This is a genomic window from Neobacillus sp. GCM10027624 (assembly GCF_042675345.1).
GTDB lineage: Bacteria > Bacillota > Bacilli > Bacillales > Cytobacillaceae > Neobacillus > Neobacillus cucumis_D.
The window spans coordinates 245,431-264,215 of sequence record NZ_JBHTHD010000003.1 but is presented as its reverse complement, the minus strand read 5'-3'; the positions used below and the strand labels follow the sequence as shown (position 1 = coordinate 264,215).

General features: G+C 38.6%; 21 protein-coding genes and 1 other annotated feature. All 21 genes read right to left on the bottom strand.

Translation table 11 applies throughout. From position 1 onward, the window contains the following. Window positions 1-99: 99 nt before the first annotated feature. Window positions 100-1,011, bottom strand: coding sequence for an RluA family pseudouridine synthase (locus tag ACFQZ9_RS06285; RefSeq protein WP_498942776.1), 912 nt, complete (start codon window positions 1,009-1,011; stop codon window positions 100-102). Beyond that, window positions 983-1,474, bottom strand: a complete 492-nt coding sequence (lspA, locus tag ACFQZ9_RS06280; protein WP_026574815.1) for a signal peptidase II — start codon at window positions 1,472-1,474, stop codon at window positions 983-985. Before lspA ends, ACFQZ9_RS06285 begins: the two co-directional genes overlap by 29 nt. Before the next feature lie 76 nt (window positions 1,475-1,550). Beyond that, the gene (locus tag ACFQZ9_RS06275) at window positions 1,551-1,844 is read right to left on the bottom strand and encodes a hypothetical protein (protein ID WP_498942775.1); all 294 of its coding nucleotides are present in this window, start codon (window positions 1,842-1,844) and stop codon (window positions 1,551-1,553) included. 353 nt (window positions 1,845-2,197) lie between these two features. After that, entirely contained in the window at window positions 2,198-4,969 is a 2,772-nt protein-coding gene (gene ileS / locus ACFQZ9_RS06270; RefSeq protein WP_498942774.1) for an isoleucine--tRNA ligase, read from the bottom strand. 75 nt (window positions 4,970-5,044) lie between these two features. Further along, window positions 5,045-5,282: a binding site (T-box leader), on the bottom strand. Between the two features lie 50 nt (window positions 5,283-5,332). Continuing rightward, window positions 5,333-5,848 (bottom strand): DivIVA domain-containing protein, encoded by a 516-nt coding sequence (locus ACFQZ9_RS06265; RefSeq protein ID WP_198311158.1) that lies wholly within the window; start codon window positions 5,846-5,848, stop codon window positions 5,333-5,335. A gap of 84 nt (window positions 5,849-5,932) precedes the next feature. Continuing rightward, window positions 5,933-6,706, bottom strand: a complete 774-nt coding sequence (locus ACFQZ9_RS06260; protein ID WP_498942773.1) for a YlmH family RNA-binding protein — start codon at window positions 6,704-6,706, stop codon at window positions 5,933-5,935. Between the two features lie 33 nt (window positions 6,707-6,739). Continuing rightward, a complete protein-coding gene (locus ACFQZ9_RS06255) occupies window positions 6,740-7,003 on the bottom strand; it encodes a YggT family protein (protein WP_498942772.1) in 264 nt (87 codons plus the stop codon). 6 nt (window positions 7,004-7,009) lie between these two features. Beyond that, window positions 7,010-7,444, bottom strand: a complete 435-nt coding sequence (locus tag ACFQZ9_RS06250) for a cell division protein SepF (protein ID WP_198311155.1) — start codon at window positions 7,442-7,444, stop codon at window positions 7,010-7,012. Between the two features lie 12 nt (window positions 7,445-7,456). Next, entirely contained in the window at window positions 7,457-8,134 is a 678-nt protein-coding gene (locus tag ACFQZ9_RS06245) for a YggS family pyridoxal phosphate enzyme (RefSeq protein ID WP_498942771.1), read from the bottom strand. Window positions 8,135-8,141: 7 nt separating this feature from the next. After that, on the bottom strand, window positions 8,142-8,960 hold the full coding sequence (pgeF, locus tag ACFQZ9_RS06240) for a peptidoglycan editing factor PgeF (RefSeq protein WP_498942770.1): 819 nt from the start codon (window positions 8,958-8,960) through the stop codon (window positions 8,142-8,144). 75 nt (window positions 8,961-9,035) lie between these two features. Then, complete coding sequence (locus ACFQZ9_RS06235; RefSeq protein WP_133332509.1) at window positions 9,036-9,299, bottom strand: YlmC/YmxH family sporulation protein; 264 nt, start codon at window positions 9,297-9,299, stop codon at window positions 9,036-9,038. 254 nt (window positions 9,300-9,553) lie between these two features. Further along, window positions 9,554-10,333, bottom strand: a complete 780-nt coding sequence (sigG, locus tag ACFQZ9_RS06230) for an RNA polymerase sporulation sigma factor SigG (RefSeq protein WP_026574805.1) — start codon at window positions 10,331-10,333, stop codon at window positions 9,554-9,556. A gap of 169 nt (window positions 10,334-10,502) precedes the next feature. After that, complete coding sequence (gene sigE / locus ACFQZ9_RS06225) at window positions 10,503-11,222, bottom strand: RNA polymerase sporulation sigma factor SigE (RefSeq protein WP_026574804.1); 720 nt, start codon at window positions 11,220-11,222, stop codon at window positions 10,503-10,505. 45 nt (window positions 11,223-11,267) lie between these two features. Continuing rightward, entirely contained in the window at window positions 11,268-12,191 is a 924-nt protein-coding gene (gene spoIIGA / locus ACFQZ9_RS06220) for a sigma-E processing peptidase SpoIIGA (protein ID WP_498942769.1), read from the bottom strand. A 243-nt stretch (window positions 12,192-12,434) separates the two neighbouring features. After that, the gene (gene ftsZ, locus ACFQZ9_RS06215) at window positions 12,435-13,568 is read right to left on the bottom strand and encodes a cell division protein FtsZ (RefSeq protein ID WP_133332512.1); all 1,134 of its coding nucleotides are present in this window, start codon (window positions 13,566-13,568) and stop codon (window positions 12,435-12,437) included. Window positions 13,569-13,608: 40 nt separating this feature from the next. Continuing rightward, the gene (gene ftsA / locus ACFQZ9_RS06210) at window positions 13,609-14,898 is read right to left on the bottom strand and encodes a cell division protein FtsA (protein ID WP_198311150.1); all 1,290 of its coding nucleotides are present in this window, start codon (window positions 14,896-14,898) and stop codon (window positions 13,609-13,611) included. A 122-nt stretch (window positions 14,899-15,020) separates the two neighbouring features. Beyond that, on the bottom strand, window positions 15,021-15,383 hold the full coding sequence (locus ACFQZ9_RS06205) for a small basic family protein (RefSeq protein ID WP_026574800.1): 363 nt from the start codon (window positions 15,381-15,383) through the stop codon (window positions 15,021-15,023). Next, on the bottom strand, window positions 15,383-16,123 hold the full coding sequence (locus ACFQZ9_RS06200; protein WP_198311148.1) for a DUF881 domain-containing protein: 741 nt from the start codon (window positions 16,121-16,123) through the stop codon (window positions 15,383-15,385). Before ACFQZ9_RS06200 ends, ACFQZ9_RS06205 begins: the two co-directional genes overlap by 1 nt. Window positions 16,124-16,175: 52 nt before the next feature. Next, a complete protein-coding gene (locus ACFQZ9_RS06195; protein ID WP_198311147.1) occupies window positions 16,176-16,913 on the bottom strand; it encodes a DUF881 domain-containing protein in 738 nt (245 codons plus the stop codon). Beyond that, window positions 16,879-17,652 (bottom strand): cell division protein FtsQ/DivIB, encoded by a 774-nt coding sequence (locus tag ACFQZ9_RS06190; protein ID WP_498942768.1) that lies wholly within the window; start codon window positions 17,650-17,652, stop codon window positions 16,879-16,881. Before ACFQZ9_RS06190 ends, ACFQZ9_RS06195 begins: the two co-directional genes overlap by 35 nt. Before the next feature lie 230 nt (window positions 17,653-17,882). After that, window positions 17,883-18,782: a UDP-N-acetylmuramate dehydrogenase gene (gene murB, locus ACFQZ9_RS06185; protein WP_498943595.1), complete on the bottom strand. Its 900-nt coding sequence runs from the start codon at window positions 18,780-18,782 to the stop codon at window positions 17,883-17,885. Window positions 18,783-18,785: the final 3 nt, after the last annotated feature.

Below are 18,785 nucleotides of genomic sequence, written 5' to 3'. Positions count from 1 at the left end.
TTAACCTAAAGTCATAAACCGTTACCTTCTCAGCCTCACAGGACTGATTTAAAGGTCATATTCAACTGTTGTTATCTTACAATACTTTTTACTCCCGTGTCAACGATTATTTCGTAATTGCTCTAACAGCCTTTCAAAATCGGAAGGAATTGGAGCTTCAAATTCCAGATATTCCTGAGTTCGTGGATGAACAAAACCCAGTACCCCTGCATGCAATGCTTGTCCGTCAATATCAAGTGTTTTTTTCGGTCCATACTTTGGATCTCCCGCAAGTGGATAGCCAATGTATTTCATATGAACACGAATTTGATGGGTTCTCCCTGTCTCTAATTGACATTCTACCAAGGTAAAATGGTTATAACGCTCCAGCACATGGAAATGGGTCACGGCATGTTTGCCATCATCCACCACAGTCATGCTTTGACGGTCTTTTGGATCCCTTCCCAGCGGTGCGTCAATTGTACCAAAATCATGCGGGATAACCCCATGTACAATTGCCTTATATTTACGGGTTACTGATTTTTCAACTAATTGATTTACTAAGCTTTCATGCGCCATATCGTTTTTGGCAACCATTAAAAGACCTGAGGTGTCTTTATCAATTCGATGAACAATTCCAGGACGTAATACCCCATTAATACCGGATAAATCCTTGCAATGTGCCATTAGGCCATTTACAAGCGTTCCAGTTAAATGACCTGGCGCAGGATGAACAACCATTCCTCGCGGCTTATTTACAACCAACACATCGGTATCCTCATAATAAATATCTAAGTCCATTTCCTCTGGAATCACATCGAGTGGTTCTGGATCCGGAATCGTAATTTCGATAAGATCGTTTATAGCGCATTTATAATTTGTTTTCACCACTTGTCCATTAACGAGGGCATTTCCATCCTTTATCCATTGTTGGACCTGTGTTCTTGACCATTCTTCATCAAGCGCAGAAATTACTTTATCAATGCGGTCGCCCTTTTGTTCCTCAAGAATGGTGTGTTCCATTTTCTCCATATGATTTCTCCTTTGATTCTCTCTCATCACGCAGCATCGAAATCATTAATAAAATTACGCCGATTACTAATGCCGAATCTGCAATATTAAACACTGGAAAATTATAGCCAAAAATAAACGTATGAATAAAATCAACAACTTCCTTACGAATTACCCGGTCAATAAAATTCCCAATAGCCCCTCCAAGCATAAAGGAGAGGGAAACTCCAAGCAGCCATTTACCTTTTGCTGCTTTTTGTAAATAGTAAATTAAGGCAATAATGACCACTAAGGTAATGACGTAAAATAGCCACATTTGTCCTTGTAAAATTCCCCATGCAGCTCCTCGATTTCTATGGGAGGTAATATAAAGAAAATTTTCTATAATGGTGATGCTTTCGCCAAAATGCATTTTACTTACAATTAGCCACTTCGTAATTTGATCCAATACAATAACAAAAATCGCAATTAAGTAATAAAACACTAAGAAATACCTCCACATTTAACATTACTTCCTTAGCATTTTAGCATAATGAACAGCGAAACGACAATGTGATGGATTAAAAAGAGGAATTTATCGGTTTTTTATAAAATCTAACCAAATACTCTGAATCTTTTGTTGACTTTAACGTGGGGATTATTTGTAATAAATCATCCGGAAGTAATTCACCGGAAATTTCACATTGACCATACTGGCCATGTTTCATTTTTTCCATAGCAGAATCAATATCAGCAAGCTCTGCCTCCAATATAGAGGTAATCCACTCCCGCTTACTCTTGTGCTTTAGTGAATGTTCAATTTCTTCTTTTGTTTGACGGAGTTCCAAAAACAGCTTTTCCTGCATTGCATTCATAGTTGTTACCTCCGCTTTCATTATTGTTTCATTATTATCCTCCGTCAGACCAAAGCTGACACGGATAAACATTTGACATCAAAAACAACAATTAACGGAGGTGGAAAATTTTAAAAGCGGAAGCGCCTTGGTCAGCCCCGACAGCTGCTTGCGGGCATGAAGGTGAAGTCGTTCTTTGACTTCACTGGCATGCCTACATCACTGAATTTTCATCTTTGCAGGCATGCGACGAGGTGAACAGTACTTCCTCGAATATTCTTTGCCGCAGGAGCAGGATAGTATAGCGACCTCGAGTGGCTAGGAGCTGGAGCTAGATAATTTTAAAAGCCCTGTGCTAGCACAGGGCTTATTCATTAGGCTAAATGTGTATAATTTTCTTTTACTACTTCTGCACAGCGCGGGCAAAGTGTTTTATGCTCTGGATCCTGACCAACCTCTTTTGAAACAACCCAACAGCGCTCACATGTCTCACCTTCCGCTTTGGTGACAACAATCGCTGCATTATCAAGTTTAAGAGCATTTTCAGGTGCATCCTTCATAGAGCCAGCAACTTCAAAACCGGAGACAATAAATAACTGCTGCAAGTTTTCTTGAATCGAATCTAAAAGAGCTTTTGTTTTGTCATTTACATACAGAGTAACTTTTGCTGTTAACGATTTTCCAATTACTTTTTCATTTCTAGCTTCTTCTAGCGCTTTTAAGACGTCATCCCGGAGATTCATAAATGCTGACCATTTTTCCTCTAAATCTTTTGCATTTGCATAATCTACGTATTCAGGAAGATCTGTCAATTGAACACTCTCTTCCTTAACATCAGGAATAAACTTCCAAACCTCATCTGCTGTATGAGAAAGAATCGGTGAAACCAATTTAGTTAAAGCAACCAATGATTCATACAAAACAGTTTGGATGGCACGACGTTCATGATTGTCTTTTGCCTCAATATAAAGAACATCTTTTGCAAAATCCAAATAGAATGCGCTCAAGTCAAGTGTACAGAAATTATTTACAGCGTGATAAATACCGGAAAACTCATAATTTTCATATGCGTTTCGGACATTTTTAATTAGCTTATTTAATTTAACAAGCATAAATTGATCCACTTCTCGTAGGTTTTCAAAAGCAACCTTATCAGAAGCTGGGTTAAAGTCTGCTAAGTTTCCTAACAAGAAACGGAACGTGTTACGGATTTTCCGATAAACTTCGGCAACTTGTTTCAAAATGGCATCTGATACACGGACATCTGCCTGATAATCAACAGAAGCTACCCATAAGCGTAAAATATCAGCGCCAAGCTGGTTCATAACCTTCGATGGAAGTACTGTATTTCCTAATGATTTGCTCATTTTTCGGCCTTCACCATCAAGCGCAAAACCATGGCTTAGTACTCCTTTATATGGAGCTTTTCCTGTAACCGCAACAGCTGTAGAAAGTGAAGAGTTAAACCAGCCGCGATATTGGTCAGAACCCTCAAGATATAGGTCTGCCGGGCGGACTAAATCTTCTCTCTCTAGTAAGACAGCCTGATGGGAAGATCCGGAGTCAAACCAAACGTCCATGATATCTGTTTCTTTTGTAAATGTGCCATTCGGGCTGCCTGGATGGGTAAATCCTTCAGGAAGCAACTCTTTCGCTTCACGTTCAAACCAAACATTTGATCCAAACTGGCGGAATAATTCTGATACATGATTAATCGTTTCATCCGTGATGATTTCTTCGCCATTTTCTGCGTAGAATACAGGGATTGGTACACCCCAGACACGTTGGCGGGAAATACACCAATCACCACGGTCACGGACCATATTAAATAGACGAGTTTCTCCCCATGCAGGAACCCATTTGGTTTCCTTAACCGCTTCAAGGAGCTCATTACGAAAATCTTTAATTGAAGCAAACCATTGGGCAGTAGCTCGGAAAATGACCGGTTTTTTCGTTCTCCAATCATGTGGATAGGAGTGTGTAATAAATGAAAGCTTTAACAGTGCTCCTTCTTTTTCTAAGGCTTCTGCAATCGGTTTATTCGCTTGATCGTAAAATAATCCTTCGAAACCAGGTGCTTCATTCGTCATATGCCCTTTATCATCTACTGGACAAAGTACTTCTAAACCATATTTTTGACCGACATAAAAGTCATCTTCCCCATGGCCTGGTGCAGTATGGACACAGCCAGTACCGGCATCTGTTGTGACGTGCTCTCCTAACATAACTAATGAATCACGGCCGTATAGCGGATGCGCAGCAATGATATTTTCTAATTCAGTACCTTTTAGTTTCTGTACAACAACTGTTTCTTCCCAGCCAATTTCCTTTGTTACAGCTTCTAAAAGAGCTTCGGCAACTAAGTATTTATTTCCGTTTGCTGTTACAACTACATATGTTAAATCAGGGTGAACAGAGATACCCAAGTTTGCAGGAATCGTCCAAGGAGTCGTTGTCCAGATGACAATTTGGGTATCGGTATCAAGGACACCCTTTCCATCCTTCACCTTAAAACCAACATAAATGGACGCTGAACGTTTATCTTGGTACTCAATCTCTGCCTCAGCAAGAGCTGACTCACTGGATGGTGACCAATAAACAGGCTTAAGGCCTTTATAAATATAGCCTTTTTTCGCCATTTCCCCGAATACTTTAATTTGCTGTGCTTCATACTCCGGCTTCAAAGTGATATAAGGGTTTTCCCAATCACCGCGAACACCAAGACGTTTGAATTGAGTGCGTTGGTTATCAATTTGTTGTAAGGCATATTCAGTACAAAGCTTTCTGAATTCTGCAACGGTCATTTCTTTCCGCTTTACACCTTTATTGGTTAATGCCTGTTCGATTGGCAGACCATGTGTGTCCCAGCCCGGTACATATGGCGCTTGGAAACCGCTAGCTGATTTATAGCGAACGATAAAATCTTTTAAAATTTTATTCAGCGCGTGACCCATATGGATATCGCCATTTGCATATGGAGGTCCGTCATGAAGGACAAACATTGGACGTCCTTTTGTCCTTTCCTGTACTTTTGCATAAATATCGATTTCTTCCCATTTTGCCTGGATATCTGGCTCCCTTTGCGGAAGATTGCCCCTCATTGGAAATTCAGTCTTTGGCATTAATAACGTATCTTTATAATCCATTTTTTCTTCCTCCAATAAATATTTCTATTGATCAGATTAGACCATTTTTACAATAAAAAAACCCTCTCATCCCAAAATAGGGACGAGAAGGTTTTTTCCCGCGGTACCACCCTGATAGACAAGTACTTTTGTACCCATCCGCTTAACCATTCGTAACGTGAATCATACGCCAAAGCCTACTAACCTTACAAAGATTTTCAGCCTGGGACTCAAGGGTGATCTTCCAACTTTTCAACTTTACCGGGCTTTCACCCTCCCCGGCTCGCTAGTAAAAGCATCCGAAAAATTGTACTATCCCTTTCATCGTCATTGTCCATACTATTTAATCTGTTAGAAAATTATATGCTATTATCTAAAGATTCGTCAAGCTAATGAATCTTCCTCTTCGTGAACTTTTAGTTCGGTTGCATCAATTTCGTATTCTAATAAATGATCCCAATCATCTGTGTTCAACATATCAAGCTGGGCTTCAATTAGCATCTTAAATCTTGTGCGGAAGACTTTTGACTGCTTTTTCAAATCCTCAATTTCCATTGCAATTTTTCGTGCTTTAGACAGGGATTCATTTACAATCCGATCTGAATTTTTCTCAGCCTCTTTAATAATCAGCTTGGCTTCCTTTTGCGCACTTCGTTTTACCTCTTCACCCGCTTCTTGAGCAATAACAATTGATTTATTTAATGTTTCTTCAATATTTACAAAATGGCTCAAGCGTTCATTCATTTCATTTAAACGCTCTTCCAATTCTTTTTTCTCGCGTAAAACTAATTCATAATCCTTAATTACTTGATCAAGAAATTCATTTACTTCATCCTCATCGTAGCCTCGAAAACCTTTATTAAATTCTTTATTGTGTATATCTAACGGCGTTAAGGGCATGATGCCACCTCCATAAGTCAATAAGTCTGTATGTATAACAATATTAATTCGACAAGATTTTCGATTTTCCTGCTGGAATATAAATTATTTTTGTTTTCCGACTCGCATTCGCCATTTTTCTTTCTTCGTTTTTCCATCAATTGACAAAATTTTTACTCTGCCATGTCCGCGGACGGAGATTAAATCGCCTTCTCCACATTCAAAGGAAGGGCTTTCGGTTAGCGTCCAGTTAACCTTAACTAAGCCTTGTTGAATCAGCAGCTGCGATTTTTGCCTGGAGAGATGATGAATTCCAGAAACTACCGTATCTAATCGTAAAGATGAAACTGTCATTTCGCTTTCTACCCATTCATTGTGTACAGAAATTGCCTGATCAAGTTCTATTTCCTTCAATCGTACGGTGGCCCGCCCAATGGTTTGCAGATTCATTTTTATATAATCACTAACTTCCTTTGAAGCAAAAAATTGAACTCTGTCACCCTCAAACAGAATATCTCCGAATTTTCCCCGTTTCAAGCCCAATGACATTAGTGTTCCTAACACCTTTGGATGTTCAATCGTCAAAAATTTGGAGGGATATTCAATTTCAAATAATGCAATTTGGAAATCATCAAGTGTCTCTGAAAAATAATCAGGAATAATTAGCGCTCTTTTTCTTTCAACGCCTAAATTACCGCCAAAAAAGCGGTATTGAATTGAACTATTTTCACCAATCAGGACCTTTAAAATATGCTGTTCCCTTGGATCAAGGAAATCCGTCAGCCTAGTAGAATAAGAGGATTCCACATAATCCTTCCAATGTAGTACCTGATCGATAAATTCCCGCTCTTCAGGCCGAAAATGCTGATAAATATTCATAACCGTCTCCTAACTAAAGCGGTAAAACCCAAATTAACCAATCCAATTTTGCAATGCTCTTAGTCCTACCGGAGCATAATAAAGAACAAAAAATGCGGCCAATGGGGATAGATCCATCATGCCAATTGGAGGAATAATCCGTCTGAATGGCTCTAGGAACGGTTCACAAATTCGTGCAAGGAAAGAACCAATTTGCGAGCTGCTCATATTTGGGAACCAAGACATTAAAATATAAATGATTAGAATCCAACGATAAATTCCAATTAACTGAATTAATAGATTAAAAATTAAATCCATTTCCGTTTACCACCTCGTATCCTGAAATTCACTTTCCTTCACCAATGCTTCTGTAATATTACCGGACACTTCTACATTATCAGGTGTGCACAAAAAAATCTTTTCGCCAATTTTTTGAATTTCTCCGCTGATGGTATATACTGCACCGCTTAAAAAATCTACAATTTGTCTTCCCTGTTCATTATCAATACGCTGCAAGTTAACGACAACAGCACGGCGATTTTTTAAATGATCAGCAATCTCAGTCGCCTGAGAATAGTTGCGCGGTTCAACGAGGACAACCTTTGAAGATTTTTGTACACTTTGCAAGCTTACAACATTTTGAGGTTTAGCAGCTGGTTTGGGCTGTCTGACTGGCTGAACTTCTTCTACAAAGTCCTCATTTTCATCAAATTCCTCATCTAAAAAGAAAAACGTTTTTAATTTTGACTTTATGCTCATCATCATCCACTCCTAATCATCTTCGCCGACTAGTGCTGTTCCTATTCTTACCATTGTTGCTCCCTCTTCGATTGCAATTGCAAAATCATTGGACATTCCCATCGAAAGCTCTGTACAAGGCGCATAATCTAGTTGAAGTTCCATGATTTGGTTCCGCAACTGTCTTAACCCGCGAAAACAATTACGAAGCACATTCTCATCATCGGTAAAAGGTGCCATTGTCATCAAGCCCTCAACCCGAATGTTTTCCAATGGCTGAAGCTGTTTAATAAATTCAATTGCTTCTTCAGGTGTTAAGCCATGTTTTGATTCCTCTTCGGAAATATTCACCTGAACGAGACATTTAACTGGGGCCACTGCACGCTTATTAATTTCCTCAGCTAGGGAAAGTCGGTCCAATGAATGAATATATTCTACTTTATCGATGATATTTTTTACTTTTCTTGTTTGCAAAGTTCCAATGAAGTGCCATTTAGGCTTGTCCCCTAACACTTCCCATTTCTTGAGAAGACCTTCGTCACGGTTTTCACCCAGATTTAAGATACCAGCTTCAACTGCTTCCATCGCTCTTTCCGTACTCACATATTTCGTAACGGCAATTACCTTTATTTCGTCGGGCTTTCGATTAACTTTTCGACATGCCTCTAATATTTGCTCATTAATATGTTCCAGCTTTGCTGCTACTTTCATAATCGTTTTAGCTCTCCTTCCACCCAATAAAACTCATCATTCTTCCTGACCGTCCCTTATCGCGCCGATGGGAAAAGAATTCCCCTTCATCGCAACTGGAGCAAAAACCGGTCACGAGAATATTTTGATCAGGTATACCTGCCTTTATCAAAATTTGCCTGTTAAGCTCACGCAAATCTAATGAATACTGACCATCATTTACTAAATTATATGGCTTTTTTTCGACATCTTCTAGTGCTTTTTCTACAAAATCAATTACACGGTCATCTACAATATAACATTTTTTACAAATAGACGGTCCAATTGCCACAAATATTTGGTCAGGACTAATTCCTTCCGCTTTAAACTTCATAATCATAGTGGTGGCTATTTCATTGACCGTTCCTTTCCAGCCGGCATGGGCGGCTCCAATCAAATGTTTCTCCGGTGCAATAAAAAAAAGAGGGACGCAATCTGCAAAGCAGAGAGTTAATAAAATGCCCTCTTCATTTGTATAAAAACCATCCGTCCCTTTAAACGAATGTTCATAAGCATCAGAACCTTTTCCTCGATCCGCCTTTGTAATCTTTTGAATCACAGTATCATGTGTTTGTTCAGCACCAACCCATTGTTTCAGAGGGAATTGGAGCAGGTCAGCAACCTTCTCTCGATTGGAGCATACGTGAATTGGATTGTCACCGACGTGAAACCCCATGTTTAGCTGCTCATATACCCCTATTGAGTCCCCGCCATTTTTGGTCGTAATACCGGCAACTAAACGGGGGAATTTTTCCATCCAGCTTTGTATTGTAAAAAATGATTGATTTCCTTTAACAAATGAATCCATTCTCTAACCTCTTCTTTTTCCTATAGTTTACCATGAATAGCAAGATTGGTCACCGCATGGATAACTTTGTGATATTTAGGCTTCATCAGAGATTTTTTCTTCAAAGCCTTTATAACGGACCAATATTACATCCTGGCCAATTTTGATAATATTCTTCCATGGAATCACAATATCTTGATCCTTTCCAAAAAGGCCGAGAACCCTGCCGCTTCCGCTTATGACGACGGCTTCAATTCTTCCTGTTGATAAATTAATTTCAATATCCCCTATATTCCCTAGCCTTTTTCCATCCGATACATTGACAACGTCTTTTATTTGAAAGTCAGAAATTTTTACCATCCTTATTCACTCCCATTTTTCTATATACTATAGAAAATATATGATAAAACGATAGGATTTATCCCGCATTAACGGGCAGTAAGACCCCCATTTCAAGATTAAAAAAGTAAGCTATTAGGAAGTGGGGGTCAACTGCCCGTAAAAGCCCGATTGGTTCAACTAACAATCAGCGGGGGATGGAAAGAACCCCCCCACTGATTGTTAGTTGAACTTTATTTTGAAATGCACAAATAAAGCTGCCCAATTTGGACAGCTTAATTTTGGATGTTTTTATTCATTTGTCGGATTGCGGCTTTCTCCAGACGAGAAACTTGGGCTTGAGAAATTCCAATTTCGTCGGCTACCTCCATTTGCGTCTTACCTTGGAAGAACCTTTTTCTTAAGATTAATTTTTCGCGGTCGTTTAACCTGCGCATACCTTCTTTTAAGGCAATCTCTTCTATCCAGTGGATATCTTTATTTCGTTCATCGCTTAATTGATCCAATACATAAATCGGGTCGCCGCCATCATTATAAATTGGTTCGAAGAGAGAAACTGGGTCTTGAATCGCATCAAGCGCAAAGACGATTTCTTCATGGGGAACTTCTAAAACCTTCGCTATTTCTTCGGCAGTTGGTTCCCTAGACGTCTCACTCATTAGCCTTTCTCTAACTTGCAGGGCCTTATAAGCAATATCTCTCAGAGATCTGGAAACACGAATCGGATTATTGTCACGTAAATACCGACGAATCTCTCCAATAATCATTGGTACGGCATAGGTGGAAAACTTTACATTTTGACTTAAATCAAAGTTATCAATTGATTTCATTAGTCCAATACAGCCCACCTGAAACAGGTCATCAACAAACTCTCCACGATTATTAAATCGTTGAATAACACTTAACACGAGTCGTAAATTTCCGTTGACGAGCTTTTCACGGGCAGTTAGGTCGCCCTCTTGCATTTGCTTGAAGAGTAATCTCATTTCTTCGTTTTTTAATACTGGAAGCTTTGATGTATCCACACCGCAAATTTCAACCTTATTTCGAGTCAATCCTTTTTCCCTCCTCACAGGAGCTGCTGTACAAAAAACAGTATCTCCTTGGGCAGGAAAAATATGCACTTTTACTTGGCAGTTGATTGACCCTATTTGATCGAAAATCGTGCTTACATCCCGAAATTATTAGCTTTTTTGCTTAGAAAAATTTTCTTTTTTTCCAAAACTAAACCATTTTATTGAACTCTTTTCTTAATCTCTTGATTATTCTTTTTTCAAGTCTCGAAATATAGGATTGGGAAATCCCTAACATATCTGCTACATCTTTTTGCGTTTTTTCTTCTCCGTTTGTAAGACCAAAGCGAAGTTCCATGATTTGCTTTTCGCGATCTGTTAATTGATGGAGGGCTTTCGTTAAAAGCTTACGATCCACATTTGCTTCCAAATCCTTTGTGATGATATCATCATCTGTCCCAAGGACATCTGAAAGCAATAATTCATTTCCATCCCAATCAATATTTAATGGTTCATCAAAGGAAACCTCTGATCTAATCTTATTATTTCTTCTTAAGTACATCAGAATTTCATTCTCAATACATCTCGAGGCATATGTAGCAAGCTTAATTTTCTTTTCCGGGTTAAACGTATTGACTGCTTTAATTAAACCGATGGTACCAATACTGATTAAATCTTCAATATTAATTCCTGTATTTTCAAACTTTCTGGCAATATAGACTACAAGTCTGAGATTTCGTTCAATCAAAATGGATCGTGCTGCTTTATCTCCGCCAGGTAATTTTTTCAAAAGTAGTTCTTCTTCATCTTTACTTAATGGAGGGGGCAATGCCTCGCTTCCGCCAATATAATAAACTTCATCCGTTTTAAATCCCAATTTAATCAGTAGTTTATACCAGTAATAGGAAAAGCGTAATCTCCATTTTTTCATGCAAGTTCCTCCTTCTAAAAATATGTTTTTCTGAGTATAGTAATATTAACTTACCTTCTCTGTATTCCCGGGTTGTCTAGGTCCAGTAAGCATTTTTGGATGGACGATGCATTGGAAAGCATCATCGGGAGAAAGCTCTTGCATAGTAAACGACACAAGACCCTTTTCACAAAGGAAGCAATCACCGTTTTTCTCAATTAATATAGAGTCAGGTTTTACCGCCATAATCAGTTGATGCTCTTGTCCAACCACACGAAAAGGAATTATTCGAAGCTTGTTTTGCCATTCTGAAGGTAATTCTTCCTCTCCCATTAATAAAGTCTCAGTGTTCGCTGCCATCCGCTTGATTGGTTCTGACATAACTTCCATTTGATTTTTAATCGAGATAAACATAACGGGAAGCCTTGTTAAAGGATCATACACTTGATTTCCACTATCCACCAATCCTTTGAATGCATAGGCCTCAGAATTGATCGTAAGGTTGACACTAACAATTTGGTCAAACTGAATCTTCGTCATTTCCATCCCTTCCACATTCTTCTTTGAAAAATGCCAAGCAATCGGAAACCCTATAAAGACAAACAACCAACTGATCGGATCCCCAAATCCCTTTAGTCCAGCAAGCAGGATGGACTCTGTTTGTAGAAAATAATGCGCCCCGATCAGTGCACCGCCAATTAAAAACGTAGAAACATATAATGTCATTAATGCTTTAATAAAAAAGACAAGTCGCTTATATCCAAACGTGGCAAGAATCATCAATACCGAAAAGAGAAGTTTTGTAATCGGATGGTTTGAAAAGGCATGTATGGGTGTAAACGATAATAAAATGATCAAGGAACCGATAAATCCACCAGATAACAACCTCCATAAACGAACCTTTCTTTTTAAAAAAATCGCTGTTAAATATAGGAGCAGAGTATCAAATAAAAGGTTTAGAGCCCAGATTACATCTAAATATACAATCAAATAGCTTCCCCCTTCATTGATTCCCCCAAAAGAAAACTAAACCTCTTTATATTTCTATTATTCTGTTTTTATCTTGTTTAGGAAAAAGTATAACGCACATGGAGCGCTGAAGTGTGTCACTTTCTGTAAACAAAAAAGCAGAAATTTTCACTATATGTCAGAGATTTTGTCGTATTTTTCCAGTCATATAAAAAGAAAAGGCACGGTCCATATGTAGGACCGTGCCTTTTCTTTTAAAAAATTCTATCTTCTACGATTCCGATTTCTTAAGAAGGTTGGAATATCTAAAGTTTCTTCTTGAGAATTATTTGTATTGCGTACAGGTTCTTGTGGTACTTCTTCACGCTTTGGTTCTCTTTTAACGTTTCCAATTGGCGGTTTAGCCTGTCCAAATGAAGGTCGAGCCACTTTCGGCTGAATGACTTCCTCATTAAATCCGGTAGCAATGACGGTTACGATAATCTCATCTTTTAGATTATCATTAATAACTGACCCGAAAATCATGTTTACTTCTTGGTCAGATGCTGTTGCAACAATATCAGCTGCCTCTTGCACTTCGTACAAGCTCAAGTTTGAACCGCCGGTAATGTTCATCAATACACCTTGCGCCCCATCAATGGATGTTTCAAGTAATGGAGAACTAATTGCTTTCTTAGCAGCTTCAGCTGCACGATTCTCACCAGCTGCAATACCGATCCCCATTAATGCTGAGCCTTTATTCGACATAATCGTTTTTACGTCCGCAAAATCCAGGTTAATCAATCCCGGAACCGCTATTAAGTCAGAAATACCTTGAACACCTTGACGAAGTACATTATCAGCCTCACGGAATGCTTCAAGCATAGGTGTGCTTTTATCAACAATTTCTAAAAGACGATCGTTTGGAATGACAATTAGGGTATCTACCGCTTCCTTCATCGAAGCAATTCCCCCAGATGCCTGTGTAGAACGTTTTTTTCCTTCAAAGGTAAATGGACGTGTAACGACACCCACTGTTAATGCACCAAGTTCACGAGCAATTTGTGCAATGACAGGCGCCGCTCCGGTACCTGTTCCGCCGCCCATGCCTGCGGTTACAAACACCATATCCGCCCCGCGTAAAGCTTCTTCTAATTGTTCTTTACTTTCTTCAGCAGCTTTTTTTCCTACTTCAGGATTGGCCCCAGCCCCAAGACCTCTGGTCAATTTACCGCCAATCTGCATTTTTACTTCTGCCTTTGAAAGATTTAAGGCTTGTGCATCCGTATTTACAGCAATAAATTCAACGCCTTGTACCCCATGTTCAATCATTCTGTTGACTGCGTTATTTCCGCCTCCGCCAACACCGATTACTTTTATTGTCGCAAGAGAATCTAAATTGGTATCGAACTCTAACATGACAAATCCTCCTAATTCGTCGATTTTCCTTTTCGTATGCTTATTCGAAAAAGTAACCAAGGATTTTTTTAACTTTTGATGACATCTTTTCTTCTGGTTGCTTTTCTACCTTTGCTTTTGGCTGTTGTTGTTGTTGTTTTGGGACTTTCTTTTCGATCGGTTCCGAAACCGGCGATGGTGCAGCAACAGTCCCCCCTGGTAATCTAGCATTCTTGTAAGCATATTTGATTAGACCAACCGCTGTTGTATATTGAGGCTCTCTTACTCCAATATAATCAGGTATAGCTATGCGAACTCTATTTTGCAATATCACCTGGGCAAGCTCCAGCACTCCTTGCATATTTGCAATTCCGCCGGTCAACACATACCCTCCAGGCAAATCATTAAAGCCTTTTCGTTTCATTTCATGTAAAATCAAGTCAAAGATTTCTTCTAATCTTGCTTCGATTATGTCAGAAATTTCTAGCTGGTTGAATTGTTGATGCTGATCGCTTCCGATTATCGGAACACTGAATACTTCATCTTCTGAAGCTTCATCATAGAAAGCATGTCCATGTTTAATCTTTATTTTTTCGGCATCCTCCGTAGAGGTGCATAAAACCTTTGAAAGATCATTTGTAATATGATCTCCTCCAACCGGCAAGACACTGGTTGATTTTAAATGACCCTGTTCAAAAACTGCCAGGGTGGTAGAACCGCCGCCAAGATCAATTAAGGCCACACCAAGATTTTTTTCATCCTTTGATAAGGCAAATGAACCCGCAGCAAGCGGCTGAAGGGTTATGTCAAGGATCTCTAACCCAGCCTTCTCAACACATCTCAGTGTATTATGCAAAATGGTTTTAGACCCTGTAATGATGGTGCCTTCCATTTCTAAACGAACACCAATCATACCGCGCGGATCATTGATTTCATCAAGTCCATCCACGATAAATTGTTTGGAGACTACCCCAATAATTTCTCTTTCAGGCGGAATGGAAACGACTTGGGCCGCATCAATCACCCTTAAGACATCATCATTGGTAATTTCCCGATTCGGACTGGAAACGGCTACAACACCATGGCATGGCTGCAACATGACATGATTCCCCGTTATTCCGACAATGACTTGTCTAATTTCCATCCCAATCATTCTTTCTGCCTGCTCTATTGCTCTCTTTATTGAATGAACGGTTTCGTCTATATCTACAATTGATCCTTTACGTAAACCTTCCGATTTAACATTACCAACACCAATTATATTTAATGAGTCATTGACCATTTCACCAATGATAACTTTTACACTGGATGTACCGATGTCAAGACTAACATATATTTCATTGCTGTTCATTCTTTGGCACCTCCTTTAGCATTCCTTCAGTCGAACAACAATTTTAATTTGTTCAAAAAAAGATTCCTATACATATCTTATAAAATTATTCGTCACAACTAAATGATTCCCTTTAAAATTCATCAATTTTTTTCTAATTTTTCTTTGCTAGATGACCATTTTGCTATTAAAATCCGTCGAATAACAGCAATATTTTGAAACAACCTGACTCCAAATGCAAACACTGCTGCTAAATACAAGTCTACACCAAGATGGACACCTAGAAAAGCTAAACTTGCTGCAAGGATGATATTAAAAAAGAAGCCTGATACAAATACTTTTTCATCGTAAATATTTTGCAGGTTTGCTCGAATTCCCCCAAACAAAGTGTCTAGAGCAGCGAGCACAGCAATCGATAAATAATTTGAATATTCTTCAGGAATTCGAATATCAGTAAACAACCCTAGAACCGCCCCAATGATTAATCCAAGTATGGGAAGCCACATTACTTATTGCCTCCTCCTTCATTTCCTTTAACCGGCTCCATATAACGAATTCGAATTGGATTTTCATAGGCGGGAACCGTCACTTTTGTTTTGGGTGAAGATACAGTTAATCGCAAATTTTCAATGTAAAACTCTTCAATAGACTTTGAAACTTTCATTCGATTATACAATTTTTCTGCAGTATCGATACTGTCTGCGACCACTTTTACCTCTATTGGCAGGCTTTGAATGGTATGTCCATCAATTTTCGTTTGGGCATTAATATCACGAATAACGGTAGTATTAATCACTCTTTGCCCATCAATTGAGACATATTTTGCCTCATACATATTTAATTCATTTAGTAATCTTTGCAAAAGATCTGGAGAAACTTCCTTGGTTACAGAAGCCCCTAATTCAATTTCCTCAAGCGCAGGTTCGATCTTCAAGGTAATTCCAGGGCCTGTTACCTTTGTTAACCCGGCTTCAACTTTTAACTCATTTAATGTATCTTTCAGTGCCTGCTCCTTACCCTTCTTTCGTTTCGACTCATATGCGGTTAATTTTTCCTCATTTGAACGAATTTCACTTAAAAGAGTCGACTGCAATTCCTTTTCCTTTAACAAGGCTTCACGAATCTCCCATATATCCCGTGTATCACGATCAACCGGTTTTTTTATAGTTTGAAATTGAATCGCAATCATAAAACCGATGATGGCAGTAATCAAGGTAAAGCTTAAGATTTTCTTCGGTTTGTCCACCTTTTTCACCTAACCTTTTAATATATTAAAATGTGGACATCGTTTTCATCTACTAATTTCCTAGAATAGGATTTAGAGTTATTTCATTTTCTTGTTCAAGGCTAAAAACAATATTATCATTCACAAGCTGATCCTTTACTCCTCCGGTAAGATTTAATGCCGCGGATAGCACATCGGGGTCTCCTATTGCCGTTATCACAAATGGTGCCGGGTGCTGCACACCATCAACAGTAATGACAGGACCATTGCAATTAATGTAGGAATGACTTGTCAGCCTTTGGCCATTGATGGCAATTGCCGCTGCGCCGGAGATATATAATTCATTTACAACTTTAAAAACATGGAATTCATGCACTAAATAATTATTAACATTGACCACTTTAGGATCATAGGCACCATCCGCCAGAGTCACTTTTACCCCTCCGCCCTTTACCTTTACCTTTCCTAAGAACATCCGGTATTTCTCCGCATCCTCTGCAAGGTTATAAAAGACCTGCGCTTCCTTCGAAAGATCTTTTTCATTTTCAAAAACCATATTTTGCTTTTTCGCTAATTCCTTTTCAAGTTTTCTGTTTGTTTCCTTTTGTGCATTCAACTGGTTTCTTAAATCAAGGGTTTTCTCCCATTGTTGGTCTGAAAGCCTCTTCGTATCACTCATGTGTTCTCTTTGAGTTAAATGATAGGAAAAGGCAATCAGATACCCAAGCACCAAACACACAAGGGACAAGATTACGTGATTACCCTTGACCTTTATCCTATCCACCTTTTTGTTCCTCCGTCTTTGTATCATATGCCTTGAAATAAGAGCCTACTTCTAAGTCAATAACACCTTTTTTATTTGGGTCTAATTGGCTGACGATTGAAGGATAATGAACCATTTTTTCTGAAAAGCTTCTTAAGGTTGCACTTACTTCGAAACCATCATTCATAAATAAGGAGATATGATATTTGTCTGTTTTTTTCGGAGTATAGTGGATCTCAGAGATGGAATTTACAATTTCAGTGGGAAGACTTTTTAGTCCATCAACCATTCCATTTAAAACAGCGCCTTCTTCGAAATCAAACAGAATTGGAGAATTATTCGGAATTTCTTTAAACGATTTCCCTGTAAGTATTTTCCCATTTTCCATAACAGGATAATAGGAGCCTTCTTTTTTCAGGTAGGCAATTCGGTTATGCTCTTGGATGGTAATCATAATAGTGTTGGGCCATTGAATCTTAACTTCTGCCTTTTTAACTTCTGAAAGTTCCTTTAATTTTTCAGAAATCTCCTTGCTCTTAACCTTCCAAATATTCGTATTTTTAGTGACTCCAGTTTTTTTTATAATTTCCTGACTGGAATATAAATCATTTCCAATCACAGAAATCCGTTTAACATGGCTTAATGGTGATTGCACATAGGCAATGGCTGCAATGAATGTAAAAAACAGAAGAAGCAGGAGAATAAGCCTTCTGTTTGCTTTTCGCCGTCTTTGCTCTTTTAACTTAGGTATTCTGTCCTCTAAAGCAACAATTTTACCTTTATCCATTCCTTTCCCCCCGTCAAAAGAACAACATTAAGCTTGTCCCCAAAAATAGCTTAAAAAATTTCCAATTTGCTTTTTAAAGTGAAAACAACGGCACGAATAATCATGCCGTCATTCATTTTCTTCCGTTTTTTTATTTATGATTAGTAATTATATCACAATATTTGTCATTCGGACGATAAATTAACGTTAGATAATCGCAATAAATTTTGGTATTTAAAATACCACTTTTTCTATTTTCGGCCAATAATTTCAACTTCTGTTTCCATTTTAACTTCATATAAACTATAGATCGTGTCCTTTACATATTGTATTAAAGCAAGGACATCACCAGCAGTTGCATTTCCGGCATTGACAATAAAATTGCCATGCATTTCTGAGATTTTGGCCCCGCCTATGCTATGCCCCTTTAATCCAGCAACTTCGATTAACTTTCCGGCATAGTTTGGAAGAGGATTCCGAAAAATACTTCCCGCGCAAGGAAAATTCCATGGCTGTGTTTCTTTTCGGTAATCCTTATTTTTTTGCATCTGTGAAACAATGCTTGTTTTTTCTCCCGCTTCAAGTTGGAAAACAGCCTCTACCACAATTCCCGGACGTTTTTTTTGTAGTACAGAGGTTCGATAGGTAAATTCCATTTCTTCAATGGAGAGCCACTCCATTTTTCCATTTTCGAAAAGAATGAGAGCTTTTGATAATATTTTACTTATGTCCGATCCATGTGCTCCTGCATTCATATATACAGCCCCGCCGACAGACCCTGGAATTCCACTTGCAAATTCAAGGCCAGTTAACCCCATTTTACTAATTTTAGTAGCTAAGCTTACAAGTGAATAGCCGCCGCCGACTCTAATTTCGGAATCATTAACAGTAAGCTGATCTAAACCGGAACCTAGTTTAATTACCACACCCTCAATTCCCTTATCAGAAACTAAAAGATTGGAACCACGTCCGATTGCCCTCCATGGGAATTGATGCTTACGGACTAATTCCATTACTTTTATTAAATTTTCAGTTGAAGAAGGTTCAATAAATAAATCAGCTGGACCGCCAATTTTGATGGTGGTATGGTTTGACAGCAGTTCATTTTGTTTCACCTTTCCAATATTCCATTCCTTCAATTGTGTAATCATTTC

Bases quoted from the DNA above. Each gene is read 5' to 3' on its own strand.
- ileS (WP_498942774.1), bottom strand. From the start codon at position 4,969: ATGGATTATAAAGATACGTTATTAATGCCAAAGACTGAATTTCCAATG.
- ACFQZ9_RS06245 (WP_498942771.1), bottom strand. From the start codon at position 8,134: ATGAAAGTAGCAGCAAAGCTGGAACATATTAATGAGCAAATATTAGAG.
- ftsA (WP_198311150.1), bottom strand. From the start codon at position 14,898: ATGAACAGCAATGAAATATATGTTAGTCTTGACATCGGTACATCCAGT.
- ftsZ (WP_133332512.1), bottom strand. From the start codon at position 13,568: ATGTTAGAGTTCGATACCAATTTAGATTCTCTTGCGACAATAAAAGTA.
- ACFQZ9_RS06285 (WP_498942776.1), bottom strand. From the start codon at position 1,011: ATGGAGAAAATGGAACACACCATTCTTGAGGAACAAAAGGGCGACCGC.
- pgeF (WP_498942770.1), bottom strand. From the start codon at position 8,960: ATGGATTCATTTGTTAAAGGAAATCAATCATTTTTTACAATACAAAGC.
- ACFQZ9_RS06195 (WP_198311147.1), bottom strand. From the start codon at position 16,913: ATGATACAAAGACGGAGGAACAAAAAGGTGGATAGGATAAAGGTCAAG.
- ACFQZ9_RS06190 (WP_498942768.1), bottom strand. From the start codon at position 17,652: ATGGATAAAGGTAAAATTGTTGCTTTAGAGGACAGAATACCTAAGTTA.
- murB (WP_498943595.1), bottom strand. From the start codon at position 18,782: ATGATTACACAATTGAAGGAATGGAATATTGGAAAGGTGAAACAAAAT.
- ACFQZ9_RS06260 (WP_498942773.1), bottom strand. From the start codon at position 6,706: ATGAATATTTATCAGCATTTTCGGCCTGAAGAGCGGGAATTTATCGAT.
- ACFQZ9_RS06205 (WP_026574800.1), bottom strand. From the start codon at position 15,383: ATGTGGCTTCCCATACTTGGATTAATCATTGGGGCGGTTCTAGGGTTG.
- sigE (WP_026574804.1), bottom strand. From the start codon at position 11,222: ATGAAAAAATGGAGATTACGCTTTTCCTATTACTGGTATAAACTACTG.
- ACFQZ9_RS06250 (WP_198311155.1), bottom strand. From the start codon at position 7,444: ATGAGCATAAAGTCAAAATTAAAAACGTTTTTCTTTTTAGATGAGGAA.
- ACFQZ9_RS06255 (WP_498942772.1), bottom strand. From the start codon at position 7,003: ATGGATTTAATTTTTAATCTATTAATTCAGTTAATTGGAATTTATCGT.
- ACFQZ9_RS06275 (WP_498942775.1), bottom strand. From the start codon at position 1,844: ATGAATGCAATGCAGGAAAAGCTGTTTTTGGAACTCCGTCAAACAAAA.
- ACFQZ9_RS06235 (WP_133332509.1), bottom strand. From the start codon at position 9,299: ATGGTAAAAATTTCTGACTTTCAAATAAAAGACGTTGTCAATGTATCG.
- ACFQZ9_RS06265 (WP_198311158.1), bottom strand. From the start codon at position 5,848: ATGCCCTTAACGCCGTTAGATATACACAATAAAGAATTTAATAAAGGT.